The following is a 12,607-nucleotide window of genomic DNA, read 5'->3' on the forward strand; positions in this document are numbered from 1 at the left end:
CTGCCATGCAGGTATCTGCCGGAAAAGACCGTCGATGGAAAAGAAATTTCCGCCGGTCCGGTCAGCCGTCGAGCGGGGCGGCGGTGACCGGTCCCGCCGACGCCTCCGGGGTGAGCACGGCGACCGCCCGGTCGACCAGGCCGTCCTCCACCAGCACCAGCCGGCGGCACTCGGGGTCGCCGGTCCGGTCGGGGAGCCGACCGGCCAGCCCGCGTACCTTCTCGGCGGAGGCGTCGTCCAGCTCGAACCCGCCGGCCCGCCACCGCCCCTCGACGGCGAAGAACGGCTCGCCGTCCCGGTCGAGGTCGCCGTTGAGCACCACCGTCCGGTCCCCGCCGCCGAGGTCGCTCGACGCCTCGTTGAGCCCCCACGCCTGGTAGGAGGCGGTGCCCTCGGTCGGCGCGTCGGCCACCCCGACGCCCGTGCAGCCGCTCGCCAGCACGCCCACCGCGGCGAGCACCGCCAGCGCCCGCCACCCACGCCGTGCACCCATGAGGCCTCCCGCCGCGCCCGGTCCGTACGCCGATTCTGACTCCGGCCGGCGCGGCGCGGTTCCCGGCGGCGGGCTGTGATCGGCGAGACGCCCGCGGCGGGCAGCCGGGCGGGCCCGCCGGTGTTGTACCCGGCATGGACGAGCGCTCCGTCGACGTGCTGGTGATCGGGGCCGGGCAGGCCGGCCTCTCCGCCGGCCACCACCTGGGCCGCGCCGGGTTCGCCCCGGGGGACGGCTTCGTGATCCTCGACGGGGGCGACGGGCCGGGCGGGGCGTGGCGGCACCGCTGGCCCACGCTGCGACTCGACCGGGTGCACGGCTTCCACGACCTGCCCGGCCTGCCCTTCCCGGCGGCCGGGCCCGACCGGCCGGCGGCCGAGGTGGTCAGCGCCTACTTCGCCGCGTACGAGCGCGAGTTCGACCTGCCGGTGCGGCGTCCCGTGCGGGTCCGGGAGGTCCGCGACCGGCCCGACGGCCGGCTGGCCGTGCACACCGACCACGGTTCCTGGACGACGCGCGCCCTGGTCAACGCCACCGGCACCTGGACCCGGCCGTTCTGGCCGCACTACCCCGGCCGGTCGGTCTTCCGGGGCCGGCAGTTGCACACGGCCGACTACCGGGGACCGGCGGAGTTCGCCGGCCGGCGGGTCGTGGTGGTGGGTGGCGGGACGTCGGCCGTCCAGCTGCTCGCCGAGGTCTCCACCGTCGCGGCCGGCACCACCTGGGTGACCCGGCGCCCGCCCGACTTCCGCGACGAGGAGTTCACCCCCGAGCGGGGGCGGGCGGCGGTTGCCCTGGTCGACGCGGCGGTCCGCGCGGGCCGGCCCCCGGACAGCGTGGTCGGGGTGACCGGGCTGCCGCTCACGCCGGAGCTGCGCCGGCTGCGCGAGCGCGGCGTGCTGGACCGGTTACCCGTCTTCGACCGGATCACGCCCGACGGGGTGGCCTGGGACGACGGGCGGTTCGTGCCCGCGGACGTGATCCTGTGGTGCACCGGCTTCCGGGCGGCGCTGGACCATCTCGCGCCGCTGCGGCTGCGCGCGCCGGGCGGCGGTATCACGATGGACGGCACCCGGGTGGTCGCCGACGAGCGGATTCACCTGATCGGGTACGGCCCGTCGGCGAGCACGATCGGCGCCAACCGGGCGGGCCGCGCGGCGGTACGCGACATCCGCGCCCGGCTCGCCCCGGCCGGCGCGGCGCACTGGCGCCGATCTATTTGACGGATCCCCCGGCAGGGGGCAACGTAGGCCGTGGAGGGGCCCTGAGCTGCCCCGAAGCGCGACGGCGATGTGCGTGTCGCCCTTCCATCGCCTCCCACGTGCGCTCGCCCGCGGGCCGAGTCCCGGTCCCGCACCGCGAATCCGAGAATCCACGAGGAGTTCCGCCATGCTCACCATGACCGACAACGCCGTGCTGGTCATCCGAGACCTCGCCAACCAGCAGGACGTCGCCGAGGACGGCGGAGTGCGGATCGCCGCCGACACCGACGCGGGTTCGCTCACCGTCGAGCTGGTCGCCGAACCGGTCGAGGGCGACCACGTGGTCGACAACCAGGGCGCCCGCATCTTCCTGGACTCCGACGCCGCCGAGCTGCTCGGTGACGCGTCGGTGGACGCGAGCGTCGACGACGAGGGCATCGTGCAGTTCGGGTTCACCGAGAAGCAGTGACGGCGGGGCGTTGCCACCGCGCCGGAGCCGGTAGGGGAGGCGCTCAGCCGGCCCGGCGGGTCTCCCCGTTGCGGTGCGGCCGGGCGGGACGGCCCCGCTCCGGCGGCGCCTGACCGGATCGCCACGGCCCCGGTCGGGGCTCCCGCTCCGGGTGCGGCAGCGCGGCCAGCACGTGCGCCAGGTGGTGCGAGGTGCTCCACGCCGCCCAGTTGCTGGCGGACCCGGCGCCGGCGCCCCTGCGGGCACGCCGCAGGATCTCGTGGTCGCCCCAGGAGAAGGCCGCACCCGTGGCCGGCCAGTGCGGGGCCGAGACGACGGTGCGGCACAGGTCCGCGAACCGGTCGTCGCCGCGTCCGCCCCGCCGCGACCAGCGGTACACCCACCAGGCGCCGTCGGTGGTGTAGCGGACGGTGGGCAGCCGGTCTCCCGACTGGTCGGCGCCGGGCACCGCGGAGCCGACGCCGTAGTCGCCGTACCCGACGCCGAGGTCGGCCAGCCGCTGCCAGAGCTGCCAGTCCCAGCGGTCGAGGCGTACCGGTTCGTCGGTGGGCAGGGCCGAGATCGCGGGGGGCATCCCGCCCGCCGCCACGCTCACCGAGCACCAGGCGTGCCGGCGGGCCCACTCCAGCAGCCGGCGGACCCGGGGCTCGGCCACCCGCACGTCGGCCCGGCAGCACACGTCGCCCGCGTCGAGGAGCAGGTCGCACTGCTCGGGCACCAGGCGGGTGAGCCGCCAGACCCGCTCCGCCGCCGCCGTGGCCGCGTCCGGGCCGGCCCGGTCGTGGCCGACCCGCAGCCGGACGACCGCCCGCTGGGCGTGGGCCCGGGCTGCGGCGCCGTGCGCCACCAGGCGCCGGTCACTGTCCGCGAGCCCGATCACCGGCACCAGCGGTACGCCCCAGCGGACCAGCTCGGTCTCCGGGGCGTCGGGCAGCCCGGTGACGTCGACGGCCGTGAGCAGCCCGTCGGGCAGCCGGCGGAGCACGTCCAGGGTGAACTGGTCCAGGACGGACACCTGGAGGACCGGGGCGAGCAGGGGCGCGACGACGTCGTCGAGATGACCGAGCGCCTCCAGCTCGCCCCGCCGATTGGCGAGGATGGGGCGGTAGACCGGTTCCGCCGCCCGGCCCCGGTGGGCGGGCACCATACCCCAATGTAGCCAGACATCGGTGTCCGTCACAGGGTCGATCGGCCCGCATCGCCGCGGGCCCGCGCCGGGCGGGCCGCGTGGGCTGCGCGGACCGGGCCGGACCTGGCCGGCCCGCCGACCGCAACGGCGACGCCGCCGCCCGCAACGGCGACGCCGCCGCCCCGCGCAGGCGGGACGGCGGCGTCGGTACCGGCAACGGATCAGTCGTCGTCGCCGTCGTCCGAGTCGTCGTCCGAGTCGTCGTCCTGGTCGTCGTCATCGTCGTCGTCGACCGGCTCCTGCTCGGCCTTGACCACCGTGCCGTCGCCCCGGTCGACGTCGATCTCGTGCTCGGTCTGCCCGGCCACGATCTCGACGCTCCACACGGCCCGGCCGTCCTCCTCCTCGCGCTCGACCTCGACGATCTTGCCGCCGCCCGCCCGGGCCAGCGCGATCTCGCCGGCCCGCTGCTCGCTCACCGCGTCGTCGCCGGTGGCCGGAGCGCCGCTGCCCGACGGGGTGCCGGGCGCCGCCGGGGTGCCGCCGGTGGTCGGCGCGCCGCCCGTCGCCGGGGCGCTGCTCCCGGTGCCGCTCGGGGTGCCCGGCGTGGCCGGGCCGGTCGGGGCGGTGGTGGCGGCGGCCAGGGTGGTCGCCCGGGCCGCGCCGTCGTCGGCCGCCGCGACGCCGAAGGTCGCGCCGGTCACGGCGAGCACCGCCGCGCCTCCGAGCGACGCCAGCATCAGGGACTTGCGCTTCATCTCGTTTCACCCTTCCTCGGTTGCTGGTTCCCAGGATCGCGCCGGCCCCGATAGCGCCACGCTGCCCGAACGCTAAGGCCGGGTTAAGCCTGTCCGGGCGCGGCGGCCGGGGTGCGCCTGCCCGGCCTCGACGGCCGGGCCGCGCGGGACATGGTCGACGGCCCGGCCGCGACCGGTGCGGGAAGGAGGGCGGGTCAGGGCCGGGGCGGGCCGAGTTCGAGGCGCACCTGCGCGCCCCCGGAGGGCGCGGTGTGCAGGGTGAGCCGGCCGCCGCTGGCCTGGGCGGCGCGGCGGGCGATGTCCAGGCCCAGGCCGGTCGAGCCGGCGGTGCTCGCGCCCCGGTCGATCGTGCCGGGCGGCATGCCCGGCCCCTCGTCCGCCACGGTCAGCACCGCCCGGCCCGCCTCCGTGGCCAGCCGGACGGCGAACGCCGTGCCGTCCGGGGTGTGCGCGAAGACGTTGCCGAGCAGGGCGTCCACCGCCGCCGCCAGCTCGTCGGCGGGCACGCCCACCGGCAGCGGTCCCGGGGCCAGGTCGAGCGTCACGGCCCGCCCGGTGTCCTCGGCCAGCACCGACCAGAACGCCACCCGCTCGGCCACCACCGCCGCCGCGTCGGCGCTGGCGGCCCCGGCCGTCGGCACCCGCCAACGCGCCTGTCGGATCAGGCCGGTGACCGCCCGCTCCAGCCCGTCCACGGCCGCGGTCACCCGGGCCGCGTCCTCCGGGTCGCGCAGCGACTCGGCCTCCAGGCGGAGCGCCGTCAGCGGGGTACGCAGGCGGTGCGAGAGGTCGGCGACCTCCTCCCGCTCCTGCACCAGCAGCACCTGGATCCGGCCGGCGAGGTGGTTGAGGGCGCCGGCCACCTCGCGCAGCTCGGGCGGCCCGGCGGGCGTGACGCGCGCGTCCAGCTCCGCGTTCGCCAGCCGGTGCGACACCGCGGACAGCTCACCGATGGGCCGGACCAGGGTGCGGGCCAGCCGGTCGGCGACGGCCAGCCCGATCAGCACCAGCAGCACGCCGAGCAGGGCCAGGGCCAGCCAGGACCGGGTCACCCCGGCGGTCAGCTCGGCGGGCGGGACCACCGTCCGGATCACGCCGGTGCCGTCCGGGCGGCCCTGCACGGCGATCACCACCTCCCGCCCCCGCCCGGACTCGGCGGTGAGGCTCTGCCCCCGGGCCGCCAGCGCCACTGCGGGCGTACGGGGGGCCGGGGCGCCGAGCACCGTGCCGTCGGGCAGGAACACCGTGACCGACCGCTCGGACTCGGTGGCCAGCTGCTCGACGGTCAGCCGGATCGTCGTCGTGTCGGCGGTGCCGACGACGGTGACGAGGCTCTGCGCGTCGGCCGTGGCCCGCACGGTGGCCCGGTCCGCCGCGACGGTACGCACCAGCAGCGCCAGCGGCACCAGAAAGGCGACCAGGGTGAGCACGCTGACCGCGGCGACCAGCAGGGCCAGCCGGGCCCTCATCCGGGGCTCCCCGGTGCCTCCAGCCGGACCCCGACTCCCCGCACGGTGTGCAGGTAGCGGGGCGCCTGCGCGCTCTCCCCGAGCTTGCGCCGCAGCCAGGACAGGTGCACGTCCACGGTCTTGTCGGCGCCGCCGTACGGGACCCGCCACACCTCGGCGAGCAGCTCCCGCTTGGTGACCACCTGGCCGGGCCGGCCCGCGAGGTGGTGCAGCAGGTCGAACTCGCGCGGGGTCAGCTCGACGGGCGTGCCGTCCAGGGTGACCTGCCGCGACCGCGGGTCGACCCGCAGTCCGCCCACGACCAGCGTCGTGTCCTCCTCCGGGCCGGACCCCGTCCCGCGCCGGAGCACCGCCCGGATCCGCGCGTCGAGCTGCGCGGCCGTGAACGGCTTCACCACGTAGTCGTCCGCCCCGGCGTCGAGCACCCGGACGATCTCGGTCTCGTCGTCGCGGGCGGTGGCGACGATGACCGGCACGGCGCTGACCGCGCGGAGCATCCGCAGCAGCTCCCGGCCGTCCAGATCGGGCAGTCCCAGGTCCAGCACCACCAGGTCGGGCCGGTCGTCCAGCGCGTCGCGCAGGCCGGTCATCGCCGTCGAGGCGGCGGCCACCGCGTGCCCCCGGTCGCGCAGGGCCCGCAGCAGCGGCGTACGGATCGTCAGGTCGTCCTCGATGAGCAGCAGGCGGGCCACAGGTGGCAGGCTAGCCGCCACGGCCCGCGCCGGCCCGGACCTTAACCCTCCCTTAGCCTCGTGCTGAGCTCGCCCGAACCCCGGATCGGGGAGACTCGGGGGATGCGCCGCCGTTCGTTCCTCGCCGTCGCCGGGTGGCTGGCCACCGCCGCCGTCGCCACCCTGATCGGGGTGGCCGCGATCGAGTGGGTGGGGGAGAGCATCGCCGGCACCCCGGGCGGGGTGCTCAGCCAGGAGGAGATCGAGCGTGCCCTGGCCTCCCCGGGGCCCACCGCCCCCGGGGCCGGGCCGTCGCCGACGGCGACCGGGACGGGCGGGCCGGCGTCGCCGGGAGCGACCGGCGCGGCCCCGGCGGGAGCACGTCGGGCCTTCGCCACGACGGGTGGCAGCGCGGTGGCCGAGTGCGGGCCGGACGGGGTGCGGCTGGTCTCCTGGACGCCCGCGCCGGGCTACCGGGTCGCCGAGGCGGAGCGGGGGCCGGACGACGACGTGGAGGTCGCCTTCGCCGGCCCGTCCGGCGAGTTCGAGCTGAGGCTGCGCTGCGTGGGTCTGGAGCCGGTGGCGGCCGAGGACGACGACTGAGCGGTCCACCGCAGGCCGGCGGGCGTGCGGGCGGCGGCCTTCCCGCCGGCCGCGCCCGTCCGACGGGCCGGGACCAGCCACCCAACGCCCCGGCGGTGACCACCAGTCCGCAGAGGGCCAGGGCCGGACACGAGCGCGCGGCGCCGTCCGGATCTGGGATCGGAACGTCGCCGCGCTCTGGCCGTCTCCCACCACCGCAGCCGTACGGCGGTACGCCGGCGGGGACCTGGCTCGACCGGCCACCGTTGCGCCGGCTGTTCACTCGATCCCCGTCCACGGAGGATCGAAACCTCGGGGAAGTGGCGAATTCCACCATCTGCGAGTCTCGGCGTGGTGTCGGGCCGCAGCGGGTATGTGCGTCGGCATGGAACATTTCACGATCGCGACCGTCGCCGAGAAGAGCCCGGACTTCCGGCGGGTGCTGTGGACCGGTGAGCACACCCAGCTGGTGATCATGACGATTCCTCCGGGCGGCGAGATCGGCGAGGAGGTCCACGAGGGCATCGACCAGATCCTGACCTTCGTCAGCGGTACGGGCGAGGCCCGGGTGGCGGGGGAGAAGCGCGAGGTCGTGCAGGGCGACCTGGTGGTGGTGCCGGCCGGCACGAAGCACAACTTCGTCAACACCGGCCCCAACCCGCTGGTGCTCTACACCGTCTACGGCCCGCCCGAGCACGCCGACCAGGCGGTGCACCGGACCAAGGAGGAGGCCGACGCCGCGGAGGCCGCCGGCGAGGACGAGCCGCCCACCTCCTGACCGTCCGCGCCGCCTGAGGCGGCCGGAACCGGGTACCCGCAGCGGGTGGACCAGTTGGCGATCTCCGACTACGGGTTCCTCTCCGACTGCCGTTCGGGCGCCCTGGTCGGCCGGGACGGCTCGGTCGACTGGTGGTGCCCGGACCGGTTCGACTCCGCGTCGGTGTTCGGCCGCCTCCTCGACCCGGAGGCCGGCCACTGGCGGCTGGCGCCCGTGGCCGCCGGGCTGCCCGGGCACCGGGTGGAGCGGGCGTACCTGGCCGACACGCTGGTGCTGCGCACGGTGCACCACACGCCGGAGGGGAGCGTCGCGGTCACCGACGCGCTCGCCGCCGAGTTCGGCGCCCGGGGCCACCAGCTGGGGATGAACTCGCCGGCGGTGCTGCTGCGGGTCGTGGAGGGACTGAGCGGGCGGGTGCGGATGTCGCTCGACTTCCGCCCCCGCCCGGAGTACGGCCTGCTCACCCCGTACCTGCACGAGCAGCCTGACGGCGGGGTGCTGGCCGCGGCCGGGCCGGTGGTGCTGACCCTGCACGCCGGCGGGCTCGCGCCGCAGGTCGACCGGGACCGGGTCCGGCAGGAGTTCGAGGTCTGCGCCGGCGAGGTGGTCGGCTTCGACGCGGCGTACGGGCAGGCGTACGGGACGGCGCCGGTCCGGCTGGAGCCGGTCGCCGCGCTCGCCGAGACGGTGCAGGCCTGGCAGGCATACCGGGAGTCGCACCACTACGACGGCCGCTACCCGGCGCAGGTGCGGCACAGCGCGACCGTGCTCACCGGCCTCACGTACGCCCGCAGCGGCGCGGTGGCCGCGGCCCTGACCACGTCGCTGCCGGAGCGGATCGGCGGCGACCACAACTACGACTACCGCTACTCGTGGCTGCGCGACTTCGCGATGACCCTGCGCGCCCTCTGGGTGGCCGCCTGCCCGTCCGAGGCGTCCCGGCTCTTCGCCTGGGCGGCCCGCTCGATCGGCCGGGTCGGCCCCGAGCCCGTGCCGGTGCTCTTCGGCCTGGAGGGGGAGCGGGACGTCTCCGAGTACGAGTGCGCCCACCTGCGCGGCTACGGCGGCAGCCTGCCGGTGCGGGTCGGCAACGACGCCTGGCGGCAGCGCCAGCTCGACGTGCCGGGCGAGGTGGTCTCGGCGGTCTGGCAGCTGCGCGACCACCTGGGGGAGACGTTCGACCCGGAACTGCGCGAGATGGTGCTCGGCCTGGCCGAGCAGGTGGCCGCCACCTGGCACCTGCCCGACCGGGGCATCTGGGAGACCCGGGACGCGGACCGGCACTACCTGACGTCGAAGGTGCTCTGCTGGGTGGCGCTGGACCGGGCGGTGACGCTCGCGCCCCGGCTCGGCGACCGGGCCGACCCCGGGCGCTGGGCGGCGATCCGCGACGAGATCCGGGCCGCCGTGCTGCGCGAGGGCTGGCACGAGCGGACCGGCGCGTTCGGGGGCGCGTTCGGCTCGCCGGACCTGGACGCGTCCGTGCTGCTGCTGCCGCTGGTGGGGTTCCTGCCGGCGACCGACCCGCGGATGCGCGCCACCATCGAGGCGGTCGAGCGCGAGCTGGGCGCCGGGGAGGGTCTCGTCCGTCGCTGGGGCACCGATCCGGCGGGCTTCCTGCCCTGCTCGTTCTGGCTGGTGGAGTGCCTGGTGATGGCCGGCGAGCGGGGCCGGGCCGAGGCGCTCTTCGAGCGGTTGCTCGGGCACGCCAACGACGTCGGCCTGTTCAGCGAGCAGATCGACCCGCGCTCCGGCGCGCAGCTCGGCAACACCCCGCAGGCGCTGTCGCACATCGGCCTGGTCAGCGCCGCCTGGCGGCTGACCGACCCCGCCACGGACTGACGGTGGGCGCGCGGGGGCCGGCAGGTCAGGCCGGCAGCACCGGCACGCCGGTGACGTCCACGGTCTCCGGGTACTTCACGCCGGCCCCGGTGTTGAGCACCACCACGCGCTCGCCGGCCCGGATCCAACCGCCGGCGCGCAGGTGCCGGGCGGCGGTCAGGCAGGCGGCCCCCTCCGGGCAGAGCAGCAGCCCCTCGCGGGCGGCGAAGTCCCGCAGGTCGGCCAGGATCTCGGCGTCGTCCACGGCGATCGCGGTGCCGGCGCTGGCGCGCAGCGCGTCGAGGATTAGCTCGTCGCCGAGCGGGGCCGGCACGGTGATGCCGAACGCCACGGTGTGCGCGTCGGCCCAGGGCCGCGCCCGCTGCTCACCGGCGGCGAAGGCCCGGACGATCGGCGCGCAGCCCGTCGACTGCACCGCGACCAGGCGCGGCAGCTTGTCCTCGATCCAGCCCAGCTCGCGCAGCTCGTGCAGCGCCTTCTGGATGCCGATCAGGCCGACCCCGCCGCCGGTGGGATAGATGATCACGTCGGGCACCTGCCAGCCGAGCTGCTCGACGATCTCGTACCCCATCGTCTTCTTGCCCTCGAGCCGGTACGGCTCCCGCAGCGTGCCGGCGTCGAAGATCGCGCCCCCGGAGCCGGCGACCAGCTTCGCGACGTGCCGCCCGGCGTCGCTGATCAGCCCGTCGACCAAGCGCAGGTCGGCCCCGGCGGCCACGCACTCGCGCCGGCAGATGGCCGGCGCGTCCAGCGGCATGACGATGGTCGCGCCCAGCCCGGCCCGCGCGGCGTAGGTGGCCCAGGCCGCGCCCGCGTTGCCGTTGGTGGGCATGGCGATCCGCTCCACGCCCAGCTCACGGGCCCGGCTGACGCCCACCGCCGCGCCGCGCGCCTTGAACGAGCCGGTCGGGGTCAGCCCCTCGTCCTTGACCATCAGCTCCGCGATGCCGATCTCCGCGCCGTAGGTCGGGGTGCGCAGCAGCGGCGTCCAGCCCTCGCCCAGCGTGGTCTCGTGCCGGGGGTCGGCCACCGGCAGCAGCTCGCGGTAGCGCCACAGGTCGGCCGGGCGCAGCGGGAAGCGTTCCGGGGTGAGCACCTTCGCCACCGCCGCCAGGTCGTAGCGGGCCAGCAGCGGGGATCCGCAGTCGCAGAGGTTGGCCAGCTTGCCGGCGTCGTGCTCCCGCCCGCAGCGCGGGCATTCCAGGTGCGTCAGGTACACGATGCTCCTCGCCGTCTCAGCTCGTGTCTCGGCTCGCGTCGATGCTCAGCCAGCGCCGGCTGCGCCGGCCCGGCTCGTAGACCGAGTCCAGCCGCTTCGCCACCACCCCGGGCAGCCCCTGCTCCCGCCCGGTCCGCAGCGCCTCCCGGCCGGCACCCGGGAACCAGGGCGGAGTCTGCCAGTGACCGCCGGCGAGCGCCAGCCCGTCGAGCAGCTCCCGGCGCTGCGCGTACGGCAGGTCGACGCTGGTCACACCCTCCATCCAGAGCAGATCGAAGATCAGGTACTGGGCGTCGGGGGTCCGGCGTCCGCCGCGCGCCGGCCGCACCCGGCCCGCGCGGTCGATGCGGACCAGCACGCCGTCGAACACGGCCTCCGTGGGCGCCAGCTCCTCGGCCAGCTCGCGCAGCCAGGGGTACGTCCCGGAGACGTCCTCGTCGTCCTGCGCGAGCAGCCGCAGCCGCCCCCCGGAGACGTACGCGACCGCGCGCACCCCGTCCCAGCGCAGCTCGTAGCCCCACTGCGTCTCGTCCGCCGGCAGCTTCGCCGCCCCGGTGGGGAGCATCGGGCGGACCAGCTCCGGCATGCTCGTCCAGCCCTCCGGCGGCGGGTCGGTGCGGCGGACCATCCAGTCCCGCCCGCCCTTGCCGCCGGTGGCGAAGAGGACGTACCGCCCGGAGGTGCGCTCGCCGTCGAGCACCACGACCACCTCGTCGTCGCGCCACTTCTCGCAGTGGTAGGTGCCCCGGTCGTGGACGGTCATCCGCCCGCCGCCGTACTCGCCGGCCGGGATCTCGCCGTGGAAGTCCAGGTATTCCATCGGGTGGTCCTCGGTGTGCACGGCGAGGTGGTTGCGGCCGGTGTCGCGGGGCAGCCCGCGCGGCACCGCCCAGGAGGCCAGCACCCCCTCGTGCTCCAGCCGCAGGTCCCAGTGCAGGCTCCGGGCGTGGTGCTGCTGGATGACGAACCGGGCCGTGCCGTCGGCGGGTCGCTCGCGCCGCGGGGGTCGCTTTGGCACCGGCTCCGGGGTGCGCGCCGTGTCCCGTTTGCGCCGGTACTCCTCCAGCGGGTCAGCCACACCCGCATTCTCCGGCAATCCGCGCCGGCCCGCCGGTCGCCCGCGTGTCCGGTTCGGCGGCATGTCACGGGTCATCACGGGTAGACCGGGACCATGGACCACGAGGACCAGCCCACCGTTGTGCTTCCGGGCGAGGTGCGGATGCCCCTGCTCGGCTTCGGCACCTGGCAGGCCACCGGCGAGGCAGGGTACGACGCGGTGCTCGCCGCGCTCGACGCCGGCTACCGGCACGTCGACACCGCCACGATGTACGGCAACGAGGAGGAGGTCGGGCGGGCGGTCCGGGAGAGCGGGCTGCGTCGCGAGGACGTCTTCGTCACCACCAAGCTGCCGCCGGACCGGGTCGGCCGGGAGCGGGAGACGCTCGAGGCGAGCCTGGCCGCGCTCGGCACCGACCACGTCGACCTGTGGCTGATCCACTGGCCGCCGGCGAGCCCCGCGGACAACATCCCCGTCTGGCGCGAGATGCTCGCCGCCCGGGACGAGGGGCTTGCCCGCGCGGTGGGGGTGAGCAACTACGGCACCGGCCAGATCGACGAGCTGATCCAGGCGACCGAGGAGAACCCGGCCGTCAACCAGATCCGGTGGAGCCCCTCGTTGTACGACCGGCAGCGGCACAAGGAGCACCGGGACCGGGGGGTGGTGCTGGAGGGGTACAGCCCGTTCAAGACCAGCGACCTCGCCCACCCGGTGCTGACCCGCGTCGCCGCCGCGCACGACGTCAGCCCGGCCCAGGTGGTGCTCCGCTGGCACGTCGACCACGAGATCGTGGTCATCCCCAAGTCGGTGACCCCGGAGCGGATCCGCGTCAACGCCGACATCTTCCACTTCTCGCTGACCGCCGAGGAGATGCGCGACATCGACGCCCTCGGCAACCCCTGACGGACCCCTTCCGGGCGCCCGGATCGGGGCCCGGA

13 protein-coding genes are annotated in these 12,607 nt (G+C 76.1%); 6 read left to right on the plus strand and 7 right to left on the minus strand.

The features are described 5' to 3' along the window. Window positions 1-61: 61 nt before the first annotated feature. On the minus strand, window positions 62-493 hold the full coding sequence (locus tag AB0G08_RS13675) for a hypothetical protein (protein ID WP_358087030.1): 432 nt from the start codon (window positions 491-493) through the stop codon (window positions 62-64). Window positions 494-627: 134 nt separating this feature from the next. Between AB0G08_RS13675 and AB0G08_RS13680 the strand changes: the two genes are divergently transcribed. Then, complete coding sequence (locus AB0G08_RS13680; RefSeq protein WP_358087032.1) at window positions 628-1,716, plus strand: NAD(P)-binding domain-containing protein; 1,089 nt, start codon at window positions 628-630, stop codon at window positions 1,714-1,716. Window positions 1,717-1,882: 166 nt separating this feature from the next. After that, a complete protein-coding gene (locus AB0G08_RS13685) occupies window positions 1,883-2,164 on the plus strand; it encodes an adhesin (RefSeq protein WP_357868248.1) in 282 nt (93 codons plus the stop codon). 43 nt (window positions 2,165-2,207) lie between these two features. Here the strand turns inward: AB0G08_RS13685 and AB0G08_RS13690 are convergent, their stop codons facing one another. The 4 genes from AB0G08_RS13690 to AB0G08_RS13705 all read right to left on the minus strand — a co-directional run bounded on the left by AB0G08_RS13690 (window position 2,208) and on the right by AB0G08_RS13705 (window position 6,212). Further along, window positions 2,208-3,311: a hypothetical protein gene (locus AB0G08_RS13690; RefSeq protein ID WP_358087214.1), complete on the minus strand. Its 1,104-nt coding sequence runs from the start codon at window positions 3,309-3,311 to the stop codon at window positions 2,208-2,210. A gap of 203 nt (window positions 3,312-3,514) precedes the next feature. Continuing rightward, on the minus strand, window positions 3,515-4,051 hold the full coding sequence (locus AB0G08_RS13695) for a PepSY domain-containing protein (protein ID WP_358087034.1): 537 nt from the start codon (window positions 4,049-4,051) through the stop codon (window positions 3,515-3,517). A gap of 194 nt (window positions 4,052-4,245) precedes the next feature. Further along, the gene (locus AB0G08_RS13700) at window positions 4,246-5,520 is read right to left on the minus strand and encodes a HAMP domain-containing sensor histidine kinase (protein WP_358087036.1); all 1,275 of its coding nucleotides are present in this window, start codon (window positions 5,518-5,520) and stop codon (window positions 4,246-4,248) included. Then, window positions 5,517-6,212 carry a response regulator transcription factor gene (locus tag AB0G08_RS13705; protein ID WP_358087038.1) on the minus strand — a complete coding sequence of 232 codons (696 nt, stop codon included), beginning with the start codon at window positions 6,210-6,212 and terminating at the stop codon, window positions 5,517-5,519. The genes AB0G08_RS13700 and AB0G08_RS13705 overlap by 4 nt, the downstream gene beginning before the upstream one ends. Window positions 6,213-6,314: 102 nt before the next feature. Between AB0G08_RS13705 and AB0G08_RS13710 the strand changes: the two genes are divergently transcribed. From AB0G08_RS13710 to AB0G08_RS13720, 3 genes are all read left to right on the plus strand, one after another. Next, the gene (locus AB0G08_RS13710; protein ID WP_358087040.1) at window positions 6,315-6,794 is read left to right on the plus strand and encodes a septum formation initiator; all 480 of its coding nucleotides are present in this window, start codon (window positions 6,315-6,317) and stop codon (window positions 6,792-6,794) included. Between the two features lie 364 nt (window positions 6,795-7,158). Continuing rightward, window positions 7,159-7,551, plus strand: coding sequence for a cupin domain-containing protein (locus tag AB0G08_RS13715; protein WP_089001794.1), 393 nt, complete (start codon window positions 7,159-7,161; stop codon window positions 7,549-7,551). Between the two features lie 45 nt (window positions 7,552-7,596). After that, complete coding sequence (locus tag AB0G08_RS13720) at window positions 7,597-9,393, plus strand: glycoside hydrolase family 15 protein (protein ID WP_358087042.1); 1,797 nt, start codon at window positions 7,597-7,599, stop codon at window positions 9,391-9,393. A gap of 25 nt (window positions 9,394-9,418) precedes the next feature. Here AB0G08_RS13720 and AB0G08_RS13725 read toward each other — a convergent pair whose 3' ends face one another. After that, entirely contained in the window at window positions 9,419-10,612 is a 1,194-nt protein-coding gene (locus tag AB0G08_RS13725; protein WP_358087044.1) for a threonine synthase, read from the minus strand. A 16-nt stretch (window positions 10,613-10,628) separates the two neighbouring features. Continuing rightward, complete coding sequence (locus tag AB0G08_RS13730) at window positions 10,629-11,690, minus strand: DNA polymerase ligase N-terminal domain-containing protein (RefSeq protein ID WP_358087046.1); 1,062 nt, start codon at window positions 11,688-11,690, stop codon at window positions 10,629-10,631. 93 nt (window positions 11,691-11,783) lie between these two features. Between AB0G08_RS13730 and AB0G08_RS13735 the strand changes: the two genes are divergently transcribed. Further along, window positions 11,784-12,572, plus strand: coding sequence for an aldo/keto reductase (locus tag AB0G08_RS13735; protein WP_358087048.1), 789 nt, complete (start codon window positions 11,784-11,786; stop codon window positions 12,570-12,572). Window positions 12,573-12,607 lie beyond the last annotated feature (35 nt).

The sequence above is a fragment of the Micromonospora sp. NPDC023644 genome (assembly GCF_040640115.1).
Lineage (GTDB): Bacteria > Actinomycetota > Actinomycetes > Mycobacteriales > Micromonosporaceae > Micromonospora.